Below are 24852 nucleotides of genomic sequence, written 5' to 3'. Positions count from 1 at the left end.
CGAGGAAGGCTATCAGACACGCCAGGCGGTCTTAATGGTTATCTTCGTGCGCCATCGACAGGTAGACGATGGTCAGCATCATGAAGATGAAAGCTTGCAGGGTGATGATCAGGATGTGGAACACAGCCCACGCCCATTGCAGCACCACACCCAGGCCGCTCAGCCAGAGCAGGCCGGAGCCGAACATGACGGCGATCAGGATGAACACCAGCTCACCGGCGTACATGTTGCCGAACAGACGCAGTGCCAGCGAGATCGGCTTGGCGATCAGGGTGACGAATTCGAGCAGGAAGTTCACTGGGATCAGCAGGATCTGTACAAAGATGTTCTTGCTGCCGAACGGGTGCAGGGTCAGCTCACCGATGAAGCCGCCCAGGCCCTTGACCTTGATGCTGTAGAAGATGATCAGGGCGAACACGCTGAAGGCCATGGCCAGGGTCGCGTTCGGGTCGGTGGTCGACACGGCGCGGAACGGAATGTGCGGATCACCGGAGATCAGGATGGCCAGCTGAGGAATCCAGTCGACCGGTACCAGGTCGACGGCGTTCATCAGGAATACCCAGACGAAGATGGTCAGCGCCAGCGGTGCGATCACCGGGCTACGGCCGTGGAAGGAGTCCTTCACGCTGCCGTTGACGAAGTCGACCATCACTTCGACGAAGTTCTGCAGACCGCCAGGTTGGCCGGAGGTCGCCTTCTTCGCCGCCATGCGGAAGATGAACAGGAAGATCAGACCCAGCGCAACGGACCAGCCCAGGGTGTCCAGGTGGAACGCCCAGAAGCCCATTGCCTTGGCTTCTGCAGCCGAATGGGCGAAGCCCCAGCTGCCGTCTGGTAGTTGACCGTAGGTCAGGTTCTGCAAGTGGTGCTGGATATAGCCCGAAGCGGTTTCTGCTGCCATGGTTGCCTCAAACGCCCTAAGGTCTCGAAAGTCTTTTATTCATTAGCAGTGGCGCGAACCAGCTGACCATTAGGGTCAGCAGGAAGACGCCGAATACTGCTAACGGCGCCAATGGCTTCACTCCTGCGAAGGTCAGTGCAAACAGCACTGCCGTCAAAATCATTTTGCCTGCCTCGCCAGCGTAGAACGACTTGACGATGGCCTGCGCTGCCCGGGCTCCGCTGAAGCGAAATGCCTTCCAGGCGAAATACACATTGGGTAGCCAGGCAATCAAACCTCCGCAGAGACCTGAATATCCACTGACCGCCCCTTTCCACTGCCACAACACCAACGTTGCCAACAGCAGTACAACACATTGAGTCAGCAGTACCGGAAAAACCGCCCAGCGATGGAAAGGCAAGCGGTTTGGCGTGCGTATTTCCATCACAACTGCTCCTCGGAAGTCGACCAACAAGTCAGCTATGACTTGGCATAATTTGTGCCGACAAAATGCGCGCAGAGTATAGGGGTGGATTAACCCCTATTCAACTCTTCGTAGTGATTTCCGACTGCGCGCTACAACAGGAATTGTTTCAGCGGATGTGAGCAAGGACGCCTTGCAACTCGTCAAGCGAGTTATAGCGAATAACCAACTGGCCCTTGCCCTTGTTGCCATGACGGATCTGTACGGCAGAGCCCAGGCGCTCTGCGAGCCGCTGTTCAAGGCGTGCGATATCCGGATCAGGTTTGCTCGGTTCGACCGGATCAGGCTTATCGCTGAGCCATTGACGCACCAGTGCCTCGGTTTGGCGCACGGTGAGGCCACGTGCGACAACATGACGCGCCCCCTCTTCCTGACGATGCTCTTCAAGACCGAGCAAAGCGCGCGCATGACCCATCTCCAGGTCTCCGTGGGCGAGCATGGTCTTGATCGCTTCAGGCAGGGTGATCAGGCGCAGCAGGTTGGCCACGGTAACCCGCGACTTGCCCACGGCATCCGCTACCTGCTGCTGGGTCAGTTCGAACTCCTGCTGCAGGCGCTGCAGCGCGAGGGCCTCTTCCAGGGGGTTGAGGTCTTCGCGCTGGATGTTCTCGATCAGCGCCATGGCAATGGCCGTTTCGTCCGGCACTTCGCGGACCATGGCCGGCACGGTGTCCAGGCCAGCCTGCTGGGTGGCGCGCCAACGGCGCTCACCGGCGATGATCTCGTAGCGGTTGTCGGCAATCGGGCGAACCACGATCGGCTGCATCACGCCATGGGTGCGAATCGAGTGCGCGAGTTCTTCCAGCGCCACCGGGTCCATGTCGCGACGCGGCTGGTACTTGCCACGTTGAATCAGCTCGACCGGCAGGTGTTGCAGTTCTTTCTGGTCGATCTTGACAGCCTGCTCTTCGAGCGCGCTGACGGAAGGACCACTGAGCAGTGCATCCAACCCACGTCCGAGACCCCGTTTCTTAACGGCCATACGGATTCCTTAAGTTGTTTGTGCAGTGCGGGATGGACGGCGCTGACGGCGTACCAGTTCCCCAGCCAGGGCCAGATAAGCCAGCGCGCCACGCGATTGCTTGTCGTAGGCCAGGGCCGGCATGCCGAAGCTTGGGGCCTCGGCCAGGCGAATGTTGCGCGGGATGACCGTGTCGTACAGCTGCTCGCCGAAGTGTTCCTTGAGCTGGGCCGAAACATCGTTGTTCAGGCTCAGGCGCGGGTCGAACATGGTCCGCAACAGGCCTTCGATCTTCAGCTCCGGGTTCAACCGGGCGGCGATGCGCTTGATGTTATCCACAAGGTCACTGAGACCTTCCAGTGCGTAGTACTCGCACTGCATGGGGATGATGACGCCATCGGAGGCCACCAACGCATTCAGCGTCAGCATCGACAACGACGGCGGACAGTCGATGAGAATGAAGTCGTAGTTCTCGCGGATCGGCGCCAGGGCGTTGCGCAGGCGGCTTTCCTTGACCTGCATTTCCAGCAGCACCACTTCGGCGGCGGTCAGGTCACGGTTGGCCGGCAACAGCTGGAAACCACCGTGCTCGGAGTAATGCATGGCCTGAGCCAGGTCGCATTCCCCGATCAGCAGGTCGTATACCGAGTGCTCGAGCTCGTGCTTGTCGACACCGCTGCCCATGGTGGCGTTGCCTTGCGGATCGAGGTCGATCAGCAGCACACGACGTTTGGTCGCGGCCAGCGAAGCGGCGAGATTGATACAGGTGGTGGTCTTGCCCACACCACCTTTCTGGTTCGCGATTGCGAATACCTTAGCCATTGATGCGCGTGTTCCCAGTCATGCCTTGCGGCGCAGTATCAGCAGATGGCGCTGGCCCTGGCAACCCGGAACGGTCAGGGCCTGCTCGCTTTCCACTGTGAAGTCTGCGGGCAATGCTACCAGTTCATCGGCAGGATGCAGCCCCTTCATTGCAAGCCATTGCGTCCCGGTGTCGCCCAGATGGCGGGTCCAGTTGGTGAAGTTCTCCATGCTGCTGAAGGCACGAGAGATGATTCCGCTGAACGGTTGCGCCGGTTTGAATGCTTCGACCCGGCTGTGGATAACCTGCAGGTTGTCCAGCTTGAGTTCCATTTTGACCTGGGTCAGGAAGCGGGTCTTCTTGCCATTGCTGTCCAGAACCGTCACTTGCTTGTGCGGGTGCAGGATAGCCAAGGGTATGCCTGGCATGCCACCCCCACTGCCGACATCCAGCCAGTTATCGCGCTCGCTGTGGATAAACGACATGACGCTGAGGCTGTCGAGCAGATGCCGCGAAACCATCTCGTCCGGATCACGCACGGCAGTCAGGTTGTAGGCCTTGTTCCATTTGATCAACAGGGCCAGGTAGCCCAGCAGCATCTCGTGCTGCTGCGCGCTCAGCTCGATGCCGAGCTGGCGCGCGCCTGTGGACAATTCTTCGGCGTGTTGCGGGGTGACCAGGGAACTCAAGCGCTTTGCTCCAATTCGCGGCCTGCGCCGCGTTTTTTCAGATGAATCAGCAGCAGCGAAATGGCCGCTGGTGTCACACCAGGGATACGCGAAGCCTGACCCAACGTCTCGGGACGGGTCTGGCCAAGCTTGCCCTGGATTTCCTTCGACAGGCCAGAAATCGTGGTGTAGTCGATATCCACAGGCAGGCGGGTGTCTTCGCTGGCGCGCAGCCGAGCGATTTCGTCCTGCTGGCGGTCGATGTAGCCCGCGTACTTGGTCTTGATCTCGACCTGCTCGGCAACCTGTGGATCAATTTCATCACCACCGGTGGCCTCGATCAGGCCGGCGTAGTCGATTTCCGGCCGCGCCAGCAGGTTGAGCAGGCTGTATTCGTGGCTCAACGGCGTGCCGAACTTATCCACAACTGCCTGGCCCTGCGGGGTATTCGGGCGAACCCAGGTCGACTTCAGGCGCTGTTCCTCACGCTCGATGCCGTCACGCTTGGCGCAGAACGCGGCCCAACGCTGGTCATCGATCAGGCCCAGTTCGCGGCCTTTTTCGGTCAGGCGCAGGTCGGCGTTGTCTTCGCGCAGGATCAGCCGGTACTCGGCACGCGAGGTGAACATGCGGTACGGCTCCTGGGTACCCAGGGTGATCAGGTCGTCGACCAGTACGCCGATGTACGCCTCGTCGCGGCGCGGGCACCAGCTTTCGCGGCCTTGCGCACGCAGTGCAGCGTTGGTACCGGCCAACAGGCCTTGTGCACCGGCTTCTTCGTAACCGGTGGTGCCGTTGATCTGGCCAGCGAAGAACAGGCCGCCGATGACTTTGGTCTCGAGGCTGTACTTCAGGTCACGCGGGTCGAAGTAGTCGTACTCGATGGCGTAGCCCGGGCGCACGATGTGGGCGTTTTCCATGCCGCGAATCGAGCGCACCAGCTCCAGCTGCACGTCGAACGGCAGCGAAGTCGAGATGCCGTTGGGGTACAGCTCATGGGTGTTCAGGCCTTCCGGCTCGATGAATACCTGGTGGCTTTCCTTGTCGGCAAAACGGTGGATCTTGTCTTCGATCGATGGGCAGTAGCGCGGGCCAACACCTTCGATCACACCCGAGTACATCGGCGAACGGTCGAGGTTCGACGCGATGATTTCGTGGGTGCGGGCGTTGGTGTGGGTAATCCAGCAGCTCACCTGGCGCGGATGCATCTGCGCGTTGCCCATGAACGACATGACCGGGATCGGCGTATCGCCCGGTTGCTCGGTCATGACCGAGAAGTCTACCGACCGGCCATCGATACGCGGCGGGGTACCGGTTTTCAAACGGCCTACGCGCAGCGGCAGTTCACGCATGCGGTGCGCCAGGGCAATCGAAGGCGGATCGCCGGCGCGACCGCCGGAATGGTTTTGCAAACCGATGTGGATAAGGCCACCGAGGAAGGTCCCGGTCGTCAGCACCACGGAATCGGCAAAGAAGCGCAGGCCCATCTGGGTCACTACGCCTTTGACTTGGTCCCGTTCGACGATCAGGTCGTCGCAGGACTGCTGGAATATCCACAGGTTTGGCTGGTTTTCCAGGATTTCGCGAACCACAGCCTTGTAAATGGCGCGGTCAGCTTGCGCTCGGGTGGCGCGTACGGCCGGGCCTTTGCGGTTGTTCAAAACGCGGAACTGGATGCCGCTCTTGTCGGTGGCCAATGCCATGGCACCGCCGAGCGCATCGATCTCTTTGACCAGATGGCTTTTGCCAATACCGCCAATCGCGGGGTTGCAGCTCATGTGACCGAGGGTTTCCACGTTATGGGTCAGCAGCAGGGTTTTCACCCCCATGCGTGCAGACGCAAGCGCAGCCTCGGTACCGGCATGGCCGCCGCCGATGACGATCACTTCAAAACGGGAAGGGAAATCCACCACGCACCTCGTGCCTGTTTTGCGAATAGAGAAGGTAAGCGGACAAGTATAGGGACTTACCCCCTTGCAAAGGAACCGCTTGCGCAAAATTTGATCAGGCTGTGGATGAGTGGCAGACAACAAAAACAACGAAGAGAGATTTAAAAAAGCTTTGTTTTTATGTTTATTCTTATGCACACACCTTTCTGTGGATAAAGTTACACAGCCCTTACACTGCGCAGTGTACAGAGAAATTAAACCCTGTTATCCAAGTGCCATAAGGCCTCTGGATAACGTCCTTTAGCCTGTGGATTAAAGTGCTACTTATGCACAAGCGGTTTTTTCCTCAAGAAAAAGAGTGGGTTATCAAGAGAGCTGATGGAGGGTTTTCCACAGGGTACAGGCGAGTGTTTTGGCTGCTGTGGATGAAATAAAACCGGAAGTCGAGCTGTGCTTTTGCTCTCCACAGCCCCTTGCTAACCAATCGCCGGGCAAAAAAAAGCCGCTCCCAAAGGAGCGGCCTGGTGTTGCGAGTGCCTTTTGAAGGCCTGTGGGTTACTTACCGATGCAGAAACTGGAGAAGATGCGCCCCAGCAGGTCATCCGAGCTGAACGCCCCTGTGATCTCTCCCAGGGCTTGCTGAGCCTGTCGCAAGTCCTCAGCCAGCAGCTCACCGGCCCCCGCGAGGGTCAATTGCGCGCGGCCATGCTCCAGGTGATCGCTGGCCTGGCGCAGAGCATCGAGGTGGCGCCGGCGGGCGCTGAAACCGCTCTCGGCGGTCTGTTCATAACCCATGCAGGCCTTGAGGTGGTCGCGCAGCAACTGCAAGCCACTGTCGTCGTCCTTGGCGCTGAGGGTGATGGTCACATGGCCGTCGTCACACTGTTCCAGGCCCACGGCCTCACCACTGAGGTCAGCCTTGTTGCGGATCAGGGTGACTTTGCCAGGGTCTGGTCGCTGATCGAGGAACTCCGGCCAGAGGGCAAACGGGTCTGCGGCTTCCGGGGCTGTGGAATCCACCACCAGCAATACACGATCCGCTTCGCCAATAGCCTTGAGCGCCCGCTCGACGCCGATTTTTTCCACATGGTCATCGGTATCACGCAGGCCTGCAGTGTCGACCACATGCAACGGCATGCCATCGATGTGGATATGTTCACGCAGGATGTCGCGGGTGGTGCCGGCGATGTCGGTGACGATGGCGGCTTCGCGGCCCGCAAGGCGGTTCAGCAGGCTGGATTTACCCGCATTCGGACGGCCGGCAATAACTACGGTCATGCCATCGCGCAGCAAAGCGCCCTGCCCGGCTTCGCGTTGCACTGTGGACAACTCGCCACGCACCGCGTCCAGCATCGACAGCACGTGGCCATCGGCGAGGAAGTCGATCTCCTCCTCAGGAAAGTCGATCGCCGCTTCGACATAGATCCGCAAGGCGATCAGCGCCTCGGTAAGGCTGTGCACACGCTTGGAGAACTCACCTTGTAGCGAACGCAAGGCATTGCGCGCGGCCTGGCTGGAGCTGGCCTCGATAAGGTCGGCGATCGCCTCGGCTTGCGCCAGGTCGAGCTTGTCGTTGAGAAACGCACGCTCGCTGAATTCACCGGGCCGGGCCAGGCGGCAACCAAGTTGTACACAGCGTTGCAGCAGCATGTCGAGGACCACCGGCCCACCATGCCCCTGCAGCTCGAGCACATCCTCACCGGTGAACGAGTTCGGCCCCGGGAAGTACAACGCGATGCCTTCGTCCAGGACCAGGCCCTGGTCATCACGGAAGGGCCCGTAATGCGCATGGCGAGGCGTTAGGGTGCGGCCGGTGATGAGCTGGCCTGCCTTGGCCGCCAGAGGGCCAGACAAGCGGACAATGCCCACGCCACCGCGGCCTTGGGCGGTAGCGATGGCAGCGATGGTCTCACGCACAGTGTTCATGCTCGAAAGCCTCTACGACAAAAACGACAGATAGCAAAAACGCCCCACTAGGGGGCGTTTTTATTCACAGACTAGCAGCCCGTCAAGCAGCAGCTTTTTTAGTCGCTGCTTCGATATTGCGGGTGATGTACCACTGCTGCGAAATCGACAGGCAGTTGTTCACAACCCAGTACAGCACCAGGCCAGCCGGGAACCACAGGAAGAAGAAGGTGAAGATGATTGGCATCATTTTCATTACCTTGGCCTGCATCGGATCCGGCGGCGTCGGGTTCAGACGCTGCTGAATGAACATGGTGGCGCCCATGATGATCGGCAGGATGAAGAACGGATCCTTGATCGACAGGTCAGTGATCCACAGCATCCATGGGGCCTGGCGCATTTCTACGCTTTCCAGCAGTACCCAGTACAGGGCCAGGAATACCGGCATCTGAACCAGGATCGGCAGGCAGCCACCCAGCGGGTTGATCTTCTCTTTCTTGTACAGCTCCATCATCGCCTGGGACATCTTCTGGCGATCATCACCGAAGCGTTCCTTCAGCGCAGCGAGCTTCGGCGCCACGGCACGCATGCGCGCCATCGAGCGGTAGCTGGCAGCCGACAGCGGGAAGAACAGGCCTTTGATCAGCATGGTCAGGACGATGATCGACCAGCCCCAGTTACCCAGCAGGCTGTGGATATGTTGCAGCAGCCAGAAGATCGGTTGGGCAATGAACCACAGGAAGCCGTAGTCGACGGTCAGTTCCAGGCCTGGGGACAACTCTTTGAGCTTGGACTGGATCTTCGGACCGGCGTACAGCATGGCGCTGGTTTCGACCTTGCCGCCAGCCGGAACGCTGATGGCTGGGCCGGTGTAGCCGATGATGTAGTTGCCTTGGCTGTCCTTGCGGGTCTGGACAACGTTGTTGTCCGACTTGGCCGGGATCCAGGCAGTAACGAAGTAGTGCTGCAGCCAGGCGACCCAGCCGCCGGACACATTTTCTTTCAAACTACCTTTGTCGATGTCCTTCATCGACACTTTCTTGTACGGCTCGGCAGCTGTCCACAGGGCGGCGCCCAGGTAGGTAGCGGTGCCGGTCGCCGTGCTCGAAGACGGATCGCCACTGGCGTCACGCTTGAGCTGGGCAAACATGTTGCCGCTCCAAGCCTGGCTGCTCTGGTTGTCGATCAGGTAGCTGACGGTCAGGTCGTACTCACCGCGCTTGAAGCTGAAGCGCTTGATGTAGTTCACACCGTTGTCGCTGAACTTCAGGTCCACCACCAGTTGTTCCTGGCCATCGGCCAGCTGGTAGTTGCGCTGTTCAGCCGCGTACAGCGGGCGACCCGTGGAACGGGCGTCCGGGCCATTGGCGCCGGTCAGGCCGCTCTGGGCCAGGTAGACACGCTCGCCACCGTTGTCGAACAACTGGAACGGAATGTTCGGGTGGTCCTGACGGCGTGGGTACTTCGGCAGGTTCAGCTGGACGATGTCACCACCCACCGGGTCGATAGCCAGTTCCAGAACATCGGTCTTGACGCGGACCAGATCCTTGCTGAGTGCGACCGGTGCCAGTTCGGCAGGGCTCGATTCGGCGTTGGCGCTCGGTACATCGGCGCTGGCACCGTTGTTACCGGCCGGCACGCCATCGGGCAAGCCCGGAGCAACAGTGCTGGCAGCAGTATTCTGAGTCGGCAGGGCAGCTTGGCCGTAGTCATCGTTCCACTTCAGGACCATGACGTAGGACACGACTGCCAGCGCGGCGATCAGGATCGTGCGTTTAATATCCATGATTACTCGGCTATCGAAGAAGTTCGGGAGGAAGGAGCGGGTGGAACGGGATCGAAACCGCCGTCGTTCCACGGATGACAACGCCCCAGGCGACGAACGGCCAGCCACCCACCACGCCATAAGCCATGGTTTTCGATGGCTTCGTAAGCGTAACAGGAGCAGCTGGGGAAGAAACGACAGTGACTGGCCATCAGAGGACTGATGGCATAACGGTAAAACTGGATCGGAACGAGTGCCAGTTTACGCATCTTGGCTGTCTACCCCTGCGGAATCGGCGCTAACCGCTGGAGAAGGCCGGCTGCGCGCCAGGCGTTTCCAGAGCTTGCCAAAGTGTTGATGCAATTCCGGGTTTTCTACCTCACCCAATCCCTTGCGCGCGACGATCACGATGTCCAGGCCAGCGAGTATCTGCTGGTTCAGACGAAAGGAATCGCGCATCAAGCGCTTGAGGCGATTGCGTTGAACGGCGAGCTTGACGCTCTTCTTGCCGATCACCAGGCCAAGGCGCGGATGATCGAGGCCGTTCTCGCGAGCAAGGATCAGCAGGTTTTTCCCTGGAACCTTGCCGGTTGGGGAGTCGAAGACCGCTTTGAAATGTCGGGGTGTAAGCAGTCGCTTTTCCCGACTGAAGTCCTGACTCACCACCTGTGCCGAAAAATCAAATGGCCAGACGCTTACGGCCTTTGGCACGACGACGCGACAGAACAGCGCGGCCGTTCTTGGTAGCCATACGAGCACGGAAACCGTGAGTGCGCGCGCGCTTGATGGTGCTTGGTTGGAAAGTACGTTTCATGGCGTGTTACCTGGGTTTGTCGACGACGGCCGGGATGGCCCCCTTTTTAAGAGACCGGCGATTCTAGAGAAAGCAAGCCAATAGGTCAATTTCCAACCAGTCATTCCTTATAGAAGGCGTGACGGGCTCGGTCGATCAGACGCTGCCCAGACACGGCCTTAGCGTGAACGCACATCGGGGGATAACATGAAAAAAAAGAAGAGACATTTAAAAAGCTTTCTTAAAGAACTTATAAATCTTAAGTGGATAACTTTCTGTGGATAACGTTCTGCAGCCCAGAAATAGCGGGCTGTACAGAGTTTTGAAACCCTGTCGGTATCCGGTGCTGCGCTTGTGCTCCGCATGCGCAGAAGCTGTGGATTAAAGTGCTCATTATCCACAGGTGAATTATCCACGGATCTCAACCCAGGGTTGTGCATAGCCCTCAGGTGCGGTTATCCACAGAGCTTATGCACAGCGCAATAAAGCCGTTTTGGTCGATAAATGGCTGTTTTGTCATGGCTCCTAACGTATCCACATGTGGATAACTGATCGCTCGACCGGTACAATGGCGGTTTGTTTTTGCCTCATCCGGCTTTCAAACTCAGGGGATATCCGTGTCAGTGGAACTTTGGCAGCAGTGCGTGGAGCTTCTGCGCGATGAACTGCCTGCCCAGCAATTCAACACCTGGATCCGTCCGCTACAGGTCGAAGCCGAAGGCGACGAGTTGCGCGTCTATGCGCCTAACCGTTTCGTTCTCGATTGGGTCAATGAAAAGTACCTGGGTCGTCTGCTCGAGCTGTTGGGTGAGAACGGCAGCGGCATTGCGCCTGCCCTTTCCTTATTAATAGGCAGCCGTCGCAGCTCGGCGCCGCGGGCCGCGCCCAATGCGCCGGTCAGTGCCGCTGTGGCCGCTTCGCTGGCGCAGACCCAGGTACAAAAAGCCGCGCCTGCTGCGATGTCGGTAGAGCCTGCCGCTGCGCCTGTGGAAGCTGCGCAGGTCAATGAGGTTGCCGAGCCTTCGTCGCGTGACAGCTTTGATGCCATGGCCGAGCCTGCGCCGGCACCGGCTACCAACACCCGCACCGAACAGCGCACTGTTCAGGTTGAAGGTGCCCTCAAGCACACCAGTTACCTGAACCGCACGTTCACTTTCGACACCTTCGTCGAAGGTAAGTCGAACCAGCTGGCGCGGGCCGCTGCCTGGCAGGTCGCCGACAACCCGAAGCATGGCTACAACCCGCTCTTCCTTTATGGGGGTGTGGGCTTGGGTAAAACCCACTTGATGCATGCTGTGGGTAACCACCTGCTGAAGAAAAATCCGAATGCCAAGGTGGTCTACTTGCATTCGGAGCGTTTCGTCGCGGACATGGTCAAGGCGCTGCAGCTCAATGCCATCAACGAATTCAAGCGCTTCTACCGCTCGGTCGATGCGTTGCTGATCGACGACATCCAGTTCTTCGCCCGCAAAGAGCGTTCCCAGGAAGAGTTTTTCCACACCTTCAACGCCCTGCTCGAGGGCGGCCAGCAGGTGATCCTCACCTCCGACCGCTACCCGAAGGAAATCGAAGGCCTGGAAGAACGTCTGAAATCCCGCTTCGGCTGGGGCCTCACCGTTGCGGTAGAGCCTCCCGAGCTGGAAACGCGTGTCGCGATTCTGATGAAGAAGGCGGACCAAGCTAAAGTCGAGCTGCCGCATGACGCTGCCTTCTTTATTGCCCAGCGCATCCGCTCTAACGTCCGCGAACTGGAAGGTGCCCTGAAGCGGGTGATCGCTCACTCGCACTTCATGGGCCGCGACATCACCATCGAACTGATTCGCGAATCGCTCAAAGACTTGCTGGCGCTGCAAGACAAGCTGGTCAGTGTGGATAACATTCAGCGCACAGTGGCCGAGTACTACAAGATCAAGATCTCCGATCTGTTGTCCAAGCGTCGCTCGCGTTCTGTCGCGCGCCCGCGCCAGGTAGCCATGGCCCTGTCGAAGGAGCTGACCAACCACAGTCTGCCGGAGATCGGCGATATGTTTGGTGGTCGCGACCACACGACCGTGCTGCACGCCTGCCGCAAAATCAACGAACTGAAGGAATCCGACGCGGACATCCGCGAGGACTACAAGAACCTGCTGCGGACGCTGACGACCTGATGGCCGTCTGCGCAGCTAATTGAAGGCAAGGGACTAGACCATGCATTTCACCATTCAACGCGAAGCCCTGTTGAAACCCCTGCAACTGGTCGCCGGTGTCGTCGAGCGCCGTCAGACCTTGCCGGTCCTGTCTAACGTATTGCTGGTTGTGCAAGGCCAGCAGCTGTCGTTGACCGGTACCGACCTGGAAGTCGAACTGGTAGGCCGCGTGCAACTGGAAGAGCCAGCCGAGCCTGGCGAAATCACTGTCCCGGCCCGTAAGCTGATGGACATCTGCAAAAGCCTGCCAAACGACGTCCTGATCGATATCAAGGTCGACGAGCAAAAACTGTTGGTCAAGGCCGGCCGCAGCCGCTTCACCCTGTCGACCCTGCCCGCCAATGACTTCCCGACGGTGGAAGAAGGCCCAGGCTCGCTGACCTGCAACTTGGAACAGAGCAAGCTGCGCCGCCTGATCGAGCGCACCAGCTTTGCCATGGCTCAACAGGATGTGCGCTACTACCTCAACGGCATGCTGCTGGAGGTGTCGCGTAACACCCTGCGCGCTGTTTCTACCGATGGCCACCGCCTGGCGCTGTGCTCCATGAGCGCGCCCATCGAGCAGGATGATCGCCACCAGGTGATCGTGCCGCGCAAAGGTATCCTGGAGCTCGCGCGCCTGCTGACTGATCCGGAAGGCATGGTCAGCATCGTCCTGGGGCAACACCACATTCGCGCAACCACCGGCGAGTTCACCTTCACCTCCAAGCTGGTGGACGGCAAGTTCCCGGACTACGAGCGTGTACTGCCTAAGGGTGGCGATAAGCTGGTGGTCGGTGATCGTCAGGCGCTGCGTGAGGCATTCAGCCGTACCGCGATCCTGTCCAACGAAAAGTACCGCGGCATTCGCCTGCAACTGGCCGCTGGCCAACTGAAGATTCAGGCCAACAACCCTGAGCAGGAAGAAGCGGAAGAAGAGATCAGCGTCGACTACAACGGCAGCGCGCTGGAGATCGGCTTCAACGTCAGCTACTTGCTGGATGTGCTGGGCGTGATGACGACCGAGCAAGTGCGTCTGATTCTGTCCGACTCCAACAGCAGTGCGCTGCTGCAGGAGGCTGGCAATGATGACTCTTCCTACGTTGTCATGCCGATGCGTCTGTAACCTGTAGCAGACTGAATGTCCCTTCGACGTATCATGGTCACCGCGGTGCGCAACCTGCACCCGGTGACCCTCTCACCCTCTCCCCGCATCAACATCCTCTACGGTGCTAACGGCAGCGGCAAAACCAGTGTGCTCGAAGCTGTGCACTTGCTGGGGCTGGCGCGCTCGTTCCGCAGTACCCGTCTGAACCCGGTCATCCAGTACGAGCAGCCAGCTTGCACCGTGTTTGGCGAGGTTGAGTTGACGTCGGGGGGCACCAGCAACCTGGGCGTATCTCGCGAGCGGCAAGGTGATTTCACCATCCGTATCGACGGGCAGAATGCCAAAAGCGCGGCGCAGTTGGCCGAGTTGCTGCCCCTGCAGCTGATTAACCCAGACAGTTTCAGGCTGTTGGAAGGCGCCCCGAAAATTCGCCGCCAATTCCTGGATTGGGGAGTGTTCCACGTGGAACCTCGTTTTCTGCCTGCCTGGCAACGTCTGCAGAAGGCGCTCCGGCAGCGGAACTCGTGGTTGCGGCATGGTACACTTGACCCAGCTTCGCAAGCCGCCTGGGATCGGGAATTGTGCCTGGCCAGCGCGGAAATAGATGAATACCGTCGCAACTACATCAAGGCCTTGAAGCCCGTCTTCGAGCGAACCCTGAGCGAACTGGTCGAGCTTGACGGGTTGACCCTGAGCTATTACCGAGGCTGGGACAAGGACCGGGAACTCAACGAAGTACTCGCCTCCTCTCTTCTTCGTGACCAGCAAATGGGCCACACCCAGGCCGGTCCGCAGCGTGCTGATCTGCGTCTTCGTTTGGCTGCCAATAACGCAGCCGACATTCTGTCGCGAGGGCAGCAGAAACTTGTGGTGTGTGCGCTACGCATTGCCCAAGGGCACCTCGTCAGCCAGGCTCGCCGCGGTCACTGTATTTATCTCGTGGATGACTTGCCGTCAGAACTGGACGAGCAACACCGCCGCGCATTGTGCCGCTTGCTAGAAGAATTACGCTGCCAGGTGTTCATCACCTGTGTAGATCACGAATTACTGAGGGAAGGCTGGCAGACGGAAACGCCAGTTGCTTTGTTCCACGTGGAACAGGGCCGTATCACCCAGACCCACGACCATCGGGAGTGAAGGCATGAGCGAAAATCAAACGTACGACTCCTCCAGCATTAAAGTGCTGAAAGGTTTGGATGCCGTACGCAAGCGTCCCGGCATGTACATTGGCGACACCGATGATGGTAGCGGCCTGCACCACATGGTCTTCGAAGTGGTCGACAACTCGATCGACGAAGCCCTCGCCGGTCATTGCGATGACATCACTGTCATCATCCACACGGATGAATCCATCAGCGTGCGCGACAACGGTCGCGGCATTCCGGTTGACGTGCATAAAGAAGAAGGCGTATCGGCAGCCGAGGTCATCATGACCGTGCTGCACGCCGGCGGTAAGTTCGACGACAACTCGTACAAAGTTTCGGGCGGCCTGCACGGTGTGGGTGTTTCCGTGGTTAACGCCCTGTCCGAGAAGCTGGTGCTGACCGTGCGTCGCAGCGGCAAGATCTGGGAGCAAACCTACGTTCATGGTGTCCCTCAAGCGCCGATGGCGATTGTAGGTGACAGCGAAACGACCGGTACCCACATCCACTTCAAGCCTTCGGCTGAGACGTTCAAGAACATCCACTTCAGCTGGGACATCCTGGCCAAGCGGATCCGTGAACTGTCGTTCCTCAACTCGGGCGTCGGCATTCTGCTCAAGGATGAACGCAGCGGTAAGGAAGAGTTCTTCAAGTACGAAGGCGGCCTGCGTGCGTTCGTCGAGTACCTGAACACCAACAAGACGCCGGTGAACAACCAGGTGTTCCACTTCAACGTCCAGCGTGACGATGGCGTGGGTGTTGAAGTGGCCCTGCAGTGGAACGACAGCTTCAACGAAAACCTGCTGTGCTTCACCAACAACATTCCGCAGCGCGATGGCGGTACTCACTTGGTGGGTTTCCGTTCTTCGCTGACCCGCAGCCTGAACAGCTACATCGAGCAGGAAGGCCTGGCCAAGAAGAACAAGGTGGCGACCACGGGCGATGACGCCCGTGAAGGCCTGACCGCGATCATCTCGGTCAAGGTCCCTGACCCCAAGTTCAGCTCCCAGACCAAAGACAAGCTGGTTTCCTCGGAGGTGAAAACCGCCGTGGAACAGGAGATGAACAAGTACTTCTCGGACTTCCTGCTCGAGAACCCGAATGAAGCCAAAGCTGTTGTCGGCAAGATGATCGACGCCGCCCGTGCCCGCGAAGCCGCGCGCAAGGCGCGTGAAATGACTCGCCGCAAAGGTGCACTGGACATCGCGGGCTTGCCAGGCAAGTTGGCCGACTGCCAGGAGAAGGACCCTGCCCTTTCCGAACTGTACCTGGTGGAGGGTGACTCCGCCGGTGGTTCGGCCAAGCAAGGTCGTAACCGTCGCACTCAGGCGATCCTGCCGTTGAAGGGTAAGATCCTCAACGTCGAGAAGGCTCGCTTCGACAAGATGATCTCGTCCCAGGAGGTCGGTACGCTGATCACCGCACTGGGCTGTGGTATCGGTCGCGAAGAGTACAACATCGACAAACTGCGTTATCACAACATCATCATCATGACCGATGCTGACGTTGACGGTTCGCACATCCGTACCCTGCTGCTGACCTTCTTCTTCCGTCAGCTGCCGGAGCTGGTCGAGCGTGGCTACATCTACATTGCCCAGCCACCGTTGTACAAGGTGAAGAAAGGCAAGCAGGAGCAGTACATCAAGGACGACGAGGCCATGGAAGAATACATGACCCAATCGGCCCTGGAAGATGCCAGCCTGCACCTGGACGAGTCGGCGCCAGCGGTTTCCGGTGTTCAGCTGGAAAGCCTGGTGAACGAGTTCCGTGGCGTGATGAAGACCCTCAAGCGTTTGTCGCGCCTGTATCCACAGGAGCTGACCGAGCACTTCATCTACCTGCCGGAAGTTACCCTGGAGCAACTGGGCGACCACGCTGTGATGCAGGCCTGGCTGGCCAAGTTCCAGGAGCGTCTGAGCAGCACCCAGAAGTCGGGCTTGGCGTATCAAGCCAGCCTGCGCGAAGACAAGGAGCGCAATGTCTGGCTGCCGGAAGTGGAAATCACCTCGCACGGCCTGGCCAGCTACATCACCTTCAACCGCGATTTCTTCGGCAGCAACGACTACCGTACCGTGGTCAACATCGGTTCCAAGCTGGCAAGCCTGCTGGGCGAAGGTGCTTATGTGCAGCGTGGCGAGCGCCGCAAGGCAATCGTCGAGTTCAAGGAAGGCCTGGACTGGCTGATGAACGAAAGCACCAAGCGCCACACCATCCAGCGATACAAAGGGCTGGGTGAGATGAACCCGGACCAGCTGTGGGAAACCACCATGGACCCAACCGTGCGCCGCATGCTCAAGGTCACCATCGAAGACGCGATCGCTGCCGATCAGATCTTCAACACCTTGATGGGCGACGCAGTGGAACCTCGCCGCGAGTTCATCGAAAGCAACGCGCTGTCGGTATCGAACCTGGACTTCTGATCAGGTGTAGGTTGAACGACAAAAAAAGCCCGCGAAAGCGGGCTTTTTTATGCGTGCGATACGGTGGGTCAGTAGCCGCTGAGAATGTTCACGATCACCCCACTGGCAATCGCCACCAGCACATAGTCGCCATTCACAGCCAACCAACGGTGGTCACGCGGTGGCGCATAGAGGTGACGTGCACGCCAGTCGGTTACCCAGTAGCGATCGCCGCGGTAATGGGGGTCAACGGCATGCCCGCGTTGCCATTGCTGATGAGGTATCGGCATACCCGGCTGTGGACGGAAGTTCGGGTTTTGGTAAGGGGCTGGCGCATGGCCGTTACCCGGCCGACCCTGCGGCTGTTTGCCGTGCTGGCCGTTGCCATGCGGTGTGTTGCCCTGATGGGAGGGGCCGTTGTCATGCCCCGGGGGTGGGCCCGGTTGAGCAAAGCTGGCCAGCGGCGCGCTGAACATCAGCGCGGCGCACAGCACGGTCAGGGTTTTCTTCATGTGTTGCTGATCCTCTGCATGTTAATGCCCAGCGCAAGTTCTGTTCGCCTGGTGCGGTTAACGGATCAGACAGCGGTTTTGCCAAGCTACTCCTTGGCTCGAGGTAAAGGTCAGGTAAAGGTGGGCAAGGCCTAGACTGCCTACGTGCCCAGGCCCAGTGCCTTCAGGCGTCGATAGAGGGTGCGCTCACTCATGCCCAAGTGGCGCGCCAGCTCACTGCGTGGGCCCTGAAACTGCTCCAGCGCCTGCGCCAGCTCACTCAGGTCGCTATGGCCTCGGCCCCTGGTCACGCCGGGTGCAATCGGTGGGCCGATGTCGTCAGGCAGGTGCTCGGGACGGATCAGCCCGTCATCGGCAAACAGCCGTGCCCGCTCAAGGATGTTACGCAACTCGCGGATATTGCCCGGGAACGGATGCAGCCCGAGGTGCTTCAATGCGTCATCGGCCAACCTGGGCGCGGGCTGCCCAGCCATACGCTGGAGCAGGCTCTCGACCAGCAATGGCAGGTCCTCCACGCGCTCACGCAGGGCAGGCAGCCGTATAGGAAAGCCACTGATGCGGTAATACAGATCCTCACGGAACGTACCTTCGGCGACCATTCTCTTGAGCGGCTTGTGCGTGGCCGAGACCAAACGGAAATCCGAGTGCACGGTCCGCAGGCTGCCCACCGGGCGGAAGCTGCCGGACTCGATCAGGCGCAGCAGCTTGACCTGCATGGCCATCGGCACTTCGCCGATTTCGTCGAGGAACAACGTGCCGCCATGTGCGGCTTCGGCCAGGCCGATCTTGCGTTGGTTGGCGCCGGTGAACGCCCCTTTCTCGTAGCCGAACAGCTCGCTCTCGAACAGCGACTCGGTCAAGCCGGTGCAGTCGACCACGACCAACGGCCCGTTTGCGCGCGGGCTGCCCATGTGCAGGGCGCGGGCGAACAGCTCTTTGCCGGTACCCGATTCGCCCTGGAGCAACACTGGGATTTGCGCGGGCGCCGCGCGCTGCAGGCTGGCCAATGCTGCCTTGAACGCTGGCGCCCGCCCTACCAAGCCCTGCTGCTGAGGTTGCGCCGCGGCGAGCGTGATGGTGGTGAGGCGCTCGACAAAGGCCACCACCCTGCCCTGCTCATCCAGGATCGGCCGCAGCTCGACGTCCACATGCTCAGGGCCGCGTGGCGTGTGATGAATGTGCAGCACACGTTCCGGCACCTTGCTGTCCCATGCCTTGCGCATGGGGCAAGGCTCGCCGGCCTGGTCGCACGGCACGGCATAGTGATGCGAGACCTTGTGGCATTTTTCACCCAGCGGCGCCTGCTGGTCTCGGCCGAACTGGCGGCGGTAGGCCGCGTTGGCTGCGAGGATGTTGTAGTCCGTGTCCAGCACGATGGTGGGCAGGGCATCGTGTTCGAGGTAGGAAACCAACGCTAGGATGATGTGATGAGGCTCAGGCATGACGGCACCGATGTGATAACCCGGCGGAGGGTAGCAAGGACTGCCAAACACTGCCATTGGCTGACAGTCGACTGCCAACGTGGCTGCCATGTTGCCAGGCAAGCGCCAGCCTGGCCCGTATTCATTGGCCAAGGCCTGTGAAAAACCCTGGCATGCATCTTGATAAACCTCCGGTCACTGCCTACGCCTCTATAGGGGGCGTAGGAAACTTTGGAGAACGTGATGATCATCGGTAACAACCTTCACGTGGAAGCCTTCTTCGACGAGGCGACCTCGACCATCAGCTACTTGCTCATGGACGGCGAGACGCGCAAATGCGCGTTGATCGACAGCGTTTTGGATTACGACCCCAAGTCGGGGCGCACCTGCACCGCCTCGGCAGACCGGTTGATCACCCGGGTAAAGGCGCTCGATGCCGAGGTGCAGTGGATACTGGAAACCCATGTGCATGCAGACCACCTGTCGGCCGCGGCCTATCTGAAGGACAAGCTTGGCGGCCACACCGCCATCGGTGCGCAGATCACCCAGGTGCAGAAAGTGTTTGGCGCGCTGTTCAATGCCGAACCCGACTTTGCCCGGGATGGCAGCCAGTTCGATGTCCTGCTGGAGGATGAGGAAGGTTTCCGTATCGGCAACCTGCATGCCCGTGCTTTGCACACGCCGGGGCACACCCCCGCCTGCATGAGCTATGTGGTGGTCGATGGCGGTGAAACGGCGGTGTTCGTCGGTGACACGCTGTTCATGCCCGACTATGGCACGGCCCGTTGCGACTTCCCCGGCGCCGATGCCCGCACCCTGTATCGCTCGATCCGCCGCCTGCTGGCCTTCCCCGACCAGACCCGGTTGTTCATGTGCCACGACTACTTGCCGGGCGGGCGCGACATGCAATACGTCACGACCGTGGCCGAGCAACGAGGCAGCAACGTCCACATTCACCACGGCATCGACGAAGACAGCTTCGTGGCCATGCGCGAAGCCCGCGACAAGACCCTCGACATGCCCGTGCTGATCCTGCCATCGGTGCAGGTCAACATGCGCAGCGGCCACTTCCCTGAGCCCGAGGCCAATGGCGTGAGCTACCTGAAGATTCCTTTGAACACGCTTTAACCGCTTTTACCCATAACGAGATTTCCAGGAAATACCGCCATGCCTGCCTTGCTCCACCCTGCCAACACGCTCAATACCGACCACCACAAAGTGGTGATCGTCGGTGCCGGCGCTGCCGGTATCGCCACCGCGTCCAGCCTGATCAGCCGTGATCCGTCACTGGATATCGCCCTGATCGACCCCGCCGACGTGCATTACTACCAGCCCGGCTGGACCCTGGTCGGTGCCGGTGTGTTCAAGGCGCCAGACACGGCGCGCACCATGGCCTCGACCCTTCCTCGTGGCGTACATTGGATCAAGGCGCGCGTGCAGGGCTTCGACCCTTTGGGCCAGTTGGTCGTACTCGAAGATGGCCGCGCTATCAGCTATGAACAGTTGGTGGTTTGCCCAGGCCTGAAACTCGATTGGCAGGCCATCGACGGCCTGAGCGAGACACTGGGCCGTAACGGCGTGACCTCCAACTACCGCTACGACCTGGCCTCGTACACCTGGCAACTGGTGCAGCAGCTCAAGCAGGGCCGCGCCTTGTTCACCCAACCGCCGATGCCGATCAAGTGCGCTGGTGCGCCGCAGAAGGCGCTGTACCTGTCTTGCGACCACTGGCTGCGCCACGGGCACTTGGGGGATGTGAAAGCCAGTTACTTCAACGCCGGGGCCGTGCTGTTTGGCGTGGCCGACTACGTGCCCGCACTGATGGCTTACATCGACAAGTACGCCGTGGACCTTAACTACGCCCATCGCCTGGTGGCGGTCGATGGCCCCGGCAAGCGCGCGACGTTCGTGCGTACCTTGGCCGACGGCAGCACTGAAACCCGAGTCGAGGCCTTCGACATGCTGCACGTGGTGCCGCCGCAGGTGGCGCCAGACTTCATTCGCGAGAGCCCGTTAGCAGACAGCGCGGGCTGGGTCGACGTCGACCCGCAGACCTTGCGCCATCGAAAGTTCACCACTATCCATGCCCTGGGCGACGTGGCCAACACCAGTAATGCCAAGACTGCTGCGGCAGCGCGCAAGCAGGCGCCGGTAGTGGCCAATAACGTGCTGGTGGCGTTGGGCAGGCTCCCTACCCTTGCCATGTACGACGGCTATGGTTCGTGCCCGCTGACTGTCGAGCGCGGCAAGATCGTGCTGGCCGAGTTCACCTACGGCGGCAAAGTGGCGCCGAGCTTCCCCCGTTGGCTACTCGATGGCCGACGGCCGACGCGCCTGGCCTGGTTGCTCAAGGCGCGGGTACTGCCGCCGTTGTACTGGAAAGGCATGCTCAAGGGGCGTGAATGGTTGGCGCGGCCGCAGCCATTGGTAGCTGAGGCCAAACAGTGATCGAACACCAACTGTTGGGCGCAGGCTTGGGGGCGGTCATCGGTGCCGTGCTGGCCTTGACCGGTGCGGGGGGCGGTATTCTAGCGGTGCCATTGCTGGTGTTTGGCCTTGGCCTGTCGATGGCCGAGGCGGCGCCAGTCGGCCTGTTGGCGGTGGGCCTTGCTGCCGCCGTGGGGGCAGTGCTGGGTTTGCGTCAGGGGTTGGTGCGCTACCGAGCGGCGTTGTTCATTGCCCTGATCGGCATCGCGGTCGCGCCCTTCGGCCTCATGCTGGCGCACCGGGTGCCCAACACGCCGCTGGCATTGGTATTCGCCGGCGTGCTGGTCTACGCCTGCCTGCGCATTTGGCGCAAGGCGGCCAGGGAGCTGCGCGGTGAAGCCAACGATGCTCACCGCTACATCGAACCCTGCGTGCTCAACCCGCTGCAGGGCCGTTTACGCTGGACGTTGCCCTGCGCACGCGCCCTGGCCTTTACCGGCGCGCTGTCGGGGTTGCTGTCCGGGTTGCTGGGCGTGGGCGGTGGGTTTGTGATCATCCCCGCCTTGAACCGCTACACCAATTTGCGCATGGCCAGCATTGTCTCGACCTCGCTGGCGGTGATTGCACTGGTGTCCACGGGGAGCGTGGTCAGCGCCAGCCTGGCGGGGGTGATGCACTGGCAGGTCGGCGCACCGTTTGCGCTCGGTGCGGTGGTCGGTTTGCTGCTGGCGCGGCCATTGGCAGCCAAACTCGCCGGGCCGCGCTTGCAGCAGATGTTTGCCGTGGCCGGTTGGGCGGCCGCCCTGCTGTTGGCCGGCAAGGCGCTACTGGGCTAGCAGCTCGCCCTGTTCGGCGGCACACAGCGCCAGCAGGTAGTCCCACACTACCCGCAGGCGCACCGATTTGTGCAGCTCGCGACGGGTGCAGATCCAATAGCTGCGCTGGATGGTTTCGCTGGGCAGCACCCGGACCAGCGTCGGGTCATGGCGCGCCATGAAGTTGGGCAGCACGGCAATGCCAAGGCCCGCGCGCGCCGCGTGTTGCTGGGCGATCACACTGGTGCTGCGAAACGCTACGTTGGGCGCGCGGCAGAAACTGTTGAGAAACAGCAGCTCCTGGCTGAACAGCAGGTCATCGACGTAGCCGATCCAGCTGTGTCGAGCCAAGTCTTCGCGGTTGCGCAGCGGCGGTGCGCGGTCGAGGTACGCTTGGCTGGCGTAGAGCGCCAGGCGGTAGTCGGTGAGCTTGCGGGTGATCAGCAGGTCGGCGTTGGGCCGCTCCAGGTGGATGCTGATTTCCGCCTCGCGGTTGAGGATGCTGACGAAGCGCGGCACCGCCACCAGTTCCACCTCAAGGCCTGGGTAGCGCTCGAACAGCGCGTTCATGCGCGGGGTGAAGAACATGATGCCAATGCCTTCGGTCACCCCCAGGCGGATCTTGCCCAGCGGGGTGATGGCTTGGGTGATTTCTTCCTGCGCCAGCAAGGCGACGTTTTCCATGGCTTCGGCGTGCTTGAGCAGGGCCTGCCCGGACGGGGTCAAGTCGTAGCCTTGGGCATGCTGCACGAACAGTGGCGTGCCCAGGCTTTTCTCGATGCTCTCGATATGCCGGGCGACGGTGCTGTGGGTGGTATTGAGGCGTTTGGCGGCAGTGAGCAAACGGCCGCTGCGCTGCAACTCGAGGAAAAACCGCAGATCGTTCCAGTCGAACATGCTGATCCTTTTGGGCTGTTCACTCTGGCCGGCGATGGCCAAAGCAGACATGTCACTGTGCTAAAACGCACAGCGGCTGCGCGAAATCTCGTGTTTCCACAGCGAAATTAATCAATAAGATGGTTCGGGACAAGAACAATAATCAGGCGCGAGGTTGCACATGCCATCAGCCGATTCTGTCTTCGACTACGTGGTCGTGGGCGCCGGTCCAGCCGGGTGCCTGCTGGCCAATCGATTGTCCGCCGACCCTTCCTGCCGCGTGCTGCTGCTGGAAGCGGGTGGCCGTGACAACTATCCCTGGATCCACATCCCCGTCGGCTACCTCTATTGCATCGGCAACCCCCGCACCGACTGGTGCTTCAAGACCGAAGCACAACGCGGCCTGGGTGGTCGCAGCCTGGGTTATCCACGGGGCAAGGTGCTGGGCGGTTGTTCATCGATCAACGGCATGATCTACATGCGCGGCCAGGCGGCTGACTATGACCACTGGGCCGAGCAAGGCAACCCAGGCTGGGCCTGGAAGGACGTACTGCCACTGTTCAAGGCCAGTGAAAACCATTTTGCCGGTGACAGCGAGCACCATGGCGCTGCCGGCGAATGGCGGGTCGAGCGCCAGCGTTACAGCTGGCCGATCCTCGATGCGTTCCGCGAGGCGGCCGAGCAAAGTGGCATCGCCAAGGTCGACGACTTCAACACCGGTGACAACCAGGGCTGTGGATACTTTCAGGTCAACCAGCGCAGTGGCGTGCGCTGGAACGCGTCAAAGGCGTTTCTTCGGCCCGTGCTCAGCCGGTCCAACCTGATGGTGCTGACCGGTGTAGAGGTCGATCAGGTACTGCTCAACAACACCCGTGCCCGTGCGGTAAAAGCCCGCTGGCAAGGTGCCTGGCACGAGTTCGCTGCCCGTCGCGAGATCATTCTGTGCGCCGGCGCCGTAGGCTCGCCGGGGATCCTGCAACGGTCTGGCATCGGCCCGCGCAAGCTGCTCGAAGACTTGGGCATTGGCGTGCGGCATGACATGCCCGGTGTCGGCGGCAACCTGCAGGACCACCTGCAATTGCGCCTGATCTACCAGATCCGCAACACCCGTACCCTGAACCAGATGGCCAACAGCCTGTGGGGCAAGATGGGCATGGGCCTGCGTTATCTCTATGACCGCAGCGGCCCGCTGGCCATGGCGCCTAGCCAGTTGGGGGCGTTTGTGCGCTCCAGCCCCGAACAGGCCACGGCCAACTTGCAGTACCACGTGCAGCCCTTGTCGCTGGAGCGGTTCGGCGAGCCATTGCACCGCTTCCCGGCCTTCACCGCTTCGGTGTGCAACCTGCGCCCGCTCAGCCGCGGGCGCATCGACATCCGCGCCGCTGATATGCACAGCGCGCCACTGATCGACCCCAACTACCTCAGTGACCCACAGGACTTGCGGGTCGCCGCAGACGCCATCCGCATGACGCGGCGCATCGTCCAGGCCCCTGCCCTCGCGGCCTTCGCCCCACAGGAATACCTGCCGGGCCCGGCCCTGCAAAGCGAAGACGAGTTGTTTGAGGCCGCTGGCAAGATTGGCACCACCATCTTCCATCCCGTGGGCACCTGCCGCATGGGCAGTGGCCCAGAGGATGTTGTGGATAACCAGTTGCGCGTGCATGGCATCCCAGGCTTACGGGTGGCGGATGCCTCGATCATGCCGCAGATCACCTCCGGCAATACCTGTTCACCCACGCTGATGATCGCCGAAAAGGCGGCGCAACTTATCCTCAAAGGAGCTGCGACCCAGACCTACCTAAACGAAGACGCAATACCGACGCCCTGACCCGGGTGCGTG

General features: G+C 60.4%; 22 protein-coding genes. 8 read left to right on the top strand and 14 right to left on the bottom strand.

Features of this window, described 5'->3' with window-relative positions; all coding sequences use genetic code 11:
- Positions 1 to 31: 31 nt before the first annotated feature.
- The 11 genes from atpB to rpmH all read right to left on the bottom strand — a co-directional run bounded on the left by atpB (position 32) and on the right by rpmH (position 10168).
- Positions 32 to 901: a F0F1 ATP synthase subunit A gene (gene atpB, locus HU764_RS25235; protein ID WP_016489912.1), complete on the bottom strand. Its 870-nt coding sequence runs from the start codon at positions 899 to 901 to the stop codon at positions 32 to 34.
- Positions 902 to 917: 16 nt separating this feature from the next.
- On the bottom strand, positions 918 to 1325 hold the full coding sequence (locus HU764_RS25230; RefSeq protein ID WP_027592077.1) for a F0F1 ATP synthase subunit I: 408 nt from the start codon (positions 1323 to 1325) through the stop codon (positions 918 to 920).
- Positions 1326 to 1473: 148 nt separating this feature from the next.
- Entirely contained in the window at positions 1474 to 2346 is an 873-nt protein-coding gene (locus HU764_RS25225) for a ParB/RepB/Spo0J family partition protein (RefSeq protein WP_027592076.1), read from the bottom strand.
- Between the two features lie 9 nt (positions 2347 to 2355).
- A complete protein-coding gene (locus HU764_RS25220; RefSeq protein ID WP_027592075.1) occupies positions 2356 to 3147 on the bottom strand; it encodes a ParA family protein in 792 nt (263 codons plus the stop codon).
- Between the two features lie 18 nt (positions 3148 to 3165).
- Complete coding sequence (rsmG, locus tag HU764_RS25215; RefSeq protein ID WP_186679315.1) at positions 3166 to 3816, bottom strand: 16S rRNA (guanine(527)-N(7))-methyltransferase RsmG; 651 nt, start codon at positions 3814 to 3816, stop codon at positions 3166 to 3168.
- Complete coding sequence (gene mnmG / locus HU764_RS25210) at positions 3813 to 5705, bottom strand: tRNA uridine-5-carboxymethylaminomethyl(34) synthesis enzyme MnmG (RefSeq protein ID WP_186703052.1); 1893 nt, start codon at positions 5703 to 5705, stop codon at positions 3813 to 3815. The genes rsmG and mnmG overlap by 4 nt, the downstream gene beginning before the upstream one ends.
- 534 nt (positions 5706 to 6239) lie before the next feature.
- Positions 6240 to 7610 (bottom strand): tRNA uridine-5-carboxymethylaminomethyl(34) synthesis GTPase MnmE, encoded by a 1371-nt coding sequence (gene mnmE, locus HU764_RS25205; RefSeq protein WP_027592072.1) that lies wholly within the window; start codon positions 7608 to 7610, stop codon positions 6240 to 6242.
- Positions 7611 to 7692: 82 nt separating this feature from the next.
- On the bottom strand, positions 7693 to 9375 hold the full coding sequence (gene yidC, locus HU764_RS25200; protein ID WP_186679308.1) for a membrane protein insertase YidC: 1683 nt from the start codon (positions 9373 to 9375) through the stop codon (positions 7693 to 7695).
- A 2-nt stretch (positions 9376 to 9377) separates the two neighbouring features.
- Entirely contained in the window at positions 9378 to 9623 is a 246-nt protein-coding gene (yidD, locus tag HU764_RS25195) for a membrane protein insertion efficiency factor YidD (protein ID WP_075046823.1), read from the bottom strand.
- A complete protein-coding gene (rnpA, locus tag HU764_RS25190) occupies positions 9616 to 10020 on the bottom strand; it encodes a ribonuclease P protein component (RefSeq protein ID WP_077068714.1) in 405 nt (134 codons plus the stop codon). Before rnpA ends, yidD begins: the two co-directional genes overlap by 8 nt.
- A gap of 13 nt (positions 10021 to 10033) precedes the next feature.
- Entirely contained in the window at positions 10034 to 10168 is a 135-nt protein-coding gene (rpmH, locus tag HU764_RS25185) for a 50S ribosomal protein L34 (RefSeq protein WP_003253163.1), read from the bottom strand.
- A 596-nt stretch (positions 10169 to 10764) separates the two neighbouring features.
- Between rpmH and dnaA the strand changes: the two genes are divergently transcribed.
- The 4 genes from dnaA to gyrB are packed head-to-tail and all read left to right on the top strand — an operon-like array spanning position 10765 to position 16982.
- Positions 10765 to 12294, top strand: coding sequence for a chromosomal replication initiator protein DnaA (gene dnaA / locus HU764_RS25180; protein WP_027592069.1), 1530 nt, complete (start codon positions 10765 to 10767; stop codon positions 12292 to 12294).
- Positions 12295 to 12334: 40 nt separating this feature from the next.
- Positions 12335 to 13438, top strand: coding sequence for a DNA polymerase III subunit beta (dnaN, locus tag HU764_RS25175; protein WP_027592068.1), 1104 nt, complete (start codon positions 12335 to 12337; stop codon positions 13436 to 13438).
- A 15-nt stretch (positions 13439 to 13453) separates the two neighbouring features.
- A complete protein-coding gene (gene recF / locus HU764_RS25170) occupies positions 13454 to 14557 on the top strand; it encodes a DNA replication/repair protein RecF (protein WP_027592067.1) in 1104 nt (367 codons plus the stop codon).
- Positions 14558 to 14561: 4 nt separating this feature from the next.
- Positions 14562 to 16982 (top strand): DNA topoisomerase (ATP-hydrolyzing) subunit B, encoded by a 2421-nt coding sequence (gene gyrB, locus HU764_RS25165; protein WP_027592066.1) that lies wholly within the window; start codon positions 14562 to 14564, stop codon positions 16980 to 16982.
- A 68-nt stretch (positions 16983 to 17050) separates the two neighbouring features.
- Here the strand turns inward: gyrB and HU764_RS25160 are convergent, their stop codons facing one another.
- Positions 17051 to 17473, bottom strand: coding sequence for an RcnB family protein (locus HU764_RS25160; protein WP_186679306.1), 423 nt, complete (start codon positions 17471 to 17473; stop codon positions 17051 to 17053).
- A gap of 140 nt (positions 17474 to 17613) precedes the next feature.
- Complete coding sequence (locus HU764_RS25155; RefSeq protein ID WP_186703051.1) at positions 17614 to 18915, bottom strand: sigma-54 interaction domain-containing protein; 1302 nt, start codon at positions 18913 to 18915, stop codon at positions 17614 to 17616.
- Positions 18916 to 19137: 222 nt separating this feature from the next.
- On the opposite strand from HU764_RS25155, the gene HU764_RS25150 reads away from it, so the two are divergent.
- Genes HU764_RS25150 through HU764_RS25140 form a run of 3 tightly spaced genes read left to right on the top strand, consistent with a single transcriptional unit; the run spans position 19138 to position 22157 of the window.
- Complete coding sequence (locus HU764_RS25150) at positions 19138 to 20022, top strand: MBL fold metallo-hydrolase (RefSeq protein ID WP_186703050.1); 885 nt, start codon at positions 19138 to 19140, stop codon at positions 20020 to 20022.
- A 39-nt stretch (positions 20023 to 20061) separates the two neighbouring features.
- On the top strand, positions 20062 to 21342 hold the full coding sequence (locus tag HU764_RS25145) for an NAD(P)/FAD-dependent oxidoreductase (protein WP_186679278.1): 1281 nt from the start codon (positions 20062 to 20064) through the stop codon (positions 21340 to 21342).
- On the top strand, positions 21339 to 22157 hold the full coding sequence (locus HU764_RS25140) for a sulfite exporter TauE/SafE family protein (RefSeq protein WP_027592061.1): 819 nt from the start codon (positions 21339 to 21341) through the stop codon (positions 22155 to 22157). The genes HU764_RS25145 and HU764_RS25140 overlap by 4 nt, the downstream gene beginning before the upstream one ends.
- On the opposite strand, the gene HU764_RS25135 is transcribed toward HU764_RS25140, so the two are convergent.
- Positions 22146 to 23033, bottom strand: coding sequence for a LysR family transcriptional regulator (locus HU764_RS25135; RefSeq protein WP_027592060.1), 888 nt, complete (start codon positions 23031 to 23033; stop codon positions 22146 to 22148). The two genes, HU764_RS25140 and HU764_RS25135, sit on opposite strands and share 12 nt — an antisense overlap.
- Positions 23034 to 23193: 160 nt before the next feature.
- Here HU764_RS25135 and HU764_RS25130 point away from each other — a divergent pair, with 160 nt between their 5' ends.
- Positions 23194 to 24840, top strand: coding sequence for a GMC family oxidoreductase (locus tag HU764_RS25130; protein WP_186703049.1), 1647 nt, complete (start codon positions 23194 to 23196; stop codon positions 24838 to 24840).
- The last annotated feature ends 12 nt before the right edge of the window (positions 24841 to 24852 follow it).

Source organism: Pseudomonas kermanshahensis (genome assembly GCF_014269205.2).
In the GTDB taxonomy this organism is placed as follows: domain Bacteria; phylum Pseudomonadota; class Gammaproteobacteria; order Pseudomonadales; family Pseudomonadaceae; genus Aquipseudomonas; species Aquipseudomonas kermanshahensis.
This window is presented reverse-complemented; position numbering and strand designations above follow the sequence as displayed.

What these genes read in the sequence shown, in the direction of transcription:
- HU764_RS25145 (WP_186679278.1), top strand. Translation starts at nt 20,062, where the DNA reads ATGCCTGCCTTGCTCCACCCTGCCAACACGCTCAATACCGACCACCAC.
- gyrB (WP_027592066.1), top strand. Translation starts at nt 14,562, where the DNA reads ATGAGCGAAAATCAAACGTACGACTCCTCCAGCATTAAAGTGCTGAAA.
- HU764_RS25220 (WP_027592075.1), bottom strand. Translation starts at nt 3,147, where the DNA reads ATGGCTAAGGTATTCGCAATCGCGAACCAGAAAGGTGGTGTGGGCAAG.
- HU764_RS25225 (WP_027592076.1), bottom strand. Translation starts at nt 2,346, where the DNA reads ATGGCCGTTAAGAAACGGGGTCTCGGACGTGGGTTGGATGCACTGCTC.
- HU764_RS25155 (WP_186703051.1), bottom strand. Translation starts at nt 18,915, where the DNA reads ATGCCTGAGCCTCATCACATCATCCTAGCGTTGGTTTCCTACCTCGAA.
- dnaN (WP_027592068.1), top strand. Translation starts at nt 12,335, where the DNA reads ATGCATTTCACCATTCAACGCGAAGCCCTGTTGAAACCCCTGCAACTG.
- HU764_RS25230 (WP_027592077.1), bottom strand. Translation starts at nt 1,325, where the DNA reads ATGGAAATACGCACGCCAAACCGCTTGCCTTTCCATCGCTGGGCGGTT.
- HU764_RS25160 (WP_186679306.1), bottom strand. Translation starts at nt 17,473, where the DNA reads ATGAAGAAAACCCTGACCGTGCTGTGCGCCGCGCTGATGTTCAGCGCG.
- HU764_RS25150 (WP_186703050.1), top strand. Translation starts at nt 19,138, where the DNA reads ATGATCATCGGTAACAACCTTCACGTGGAAGCCTTCTTCGACGAGGCG.
- atpB (WP_016489912.1), bottom strand. Translation starts at nt 901, where the DNA reads ATGGCAGCAGAAACCGCTTCGGGCTATATCCAGCACCACTTGCAGAAC.
- mnmE (WP_027592072.1), bottom strand. Translation starts at nt 7,610, where the DNA reads ATGAACACTGTGCGTGAGACCATCGCTGCCATCGCTACCGCCCAAGGC.
- rpmH (WP_003253163.1), bottom strand. Translation starts at nt 10,168, where the DNA reads ATGAAACGTACTTTCCAACCAAGCACCATCAAGCGCGCGCGCACTCAC.
- HU764_RS25135 (WP_027592060.1), bottom strand. Translation starts at nt 23,033, where the DNA reads ATGTTCGACTGGAACGATCTGCGGTTTTTCCTCGAGTTGCAGCGCAGC.
- yidD (WP_075046823.1), bottom strand. Translation starts at nt 9,623, where the DNA reads ATGCGTAAACTGGCACTCGTTCCGATCCAGTTTTACCGTTATGCCATC.
- recF (WP_027592067.1), top strand. Translation starts at nt 13,454, where the DNA reads ATGTCCCTTCGACGTATCATGGTCACCGCGGTGCGCAACCTGCACCCG.
- yidC (WP_186679308.1), bottom strand. Translation starts at nt 9,375, where the DNA reads ATGGATATTAAACGCACGATCCTGATCGCCGCGCTGGCAGTCGTGTCC.
- HU764_RS25130 (WP_186703049.1), top strand. Translation starts at nt 23,194, where the DNA reads ATGCCATCAGCCGATTCTGTCTTCGACTACGTGGTCGTGGGCGCCGGT.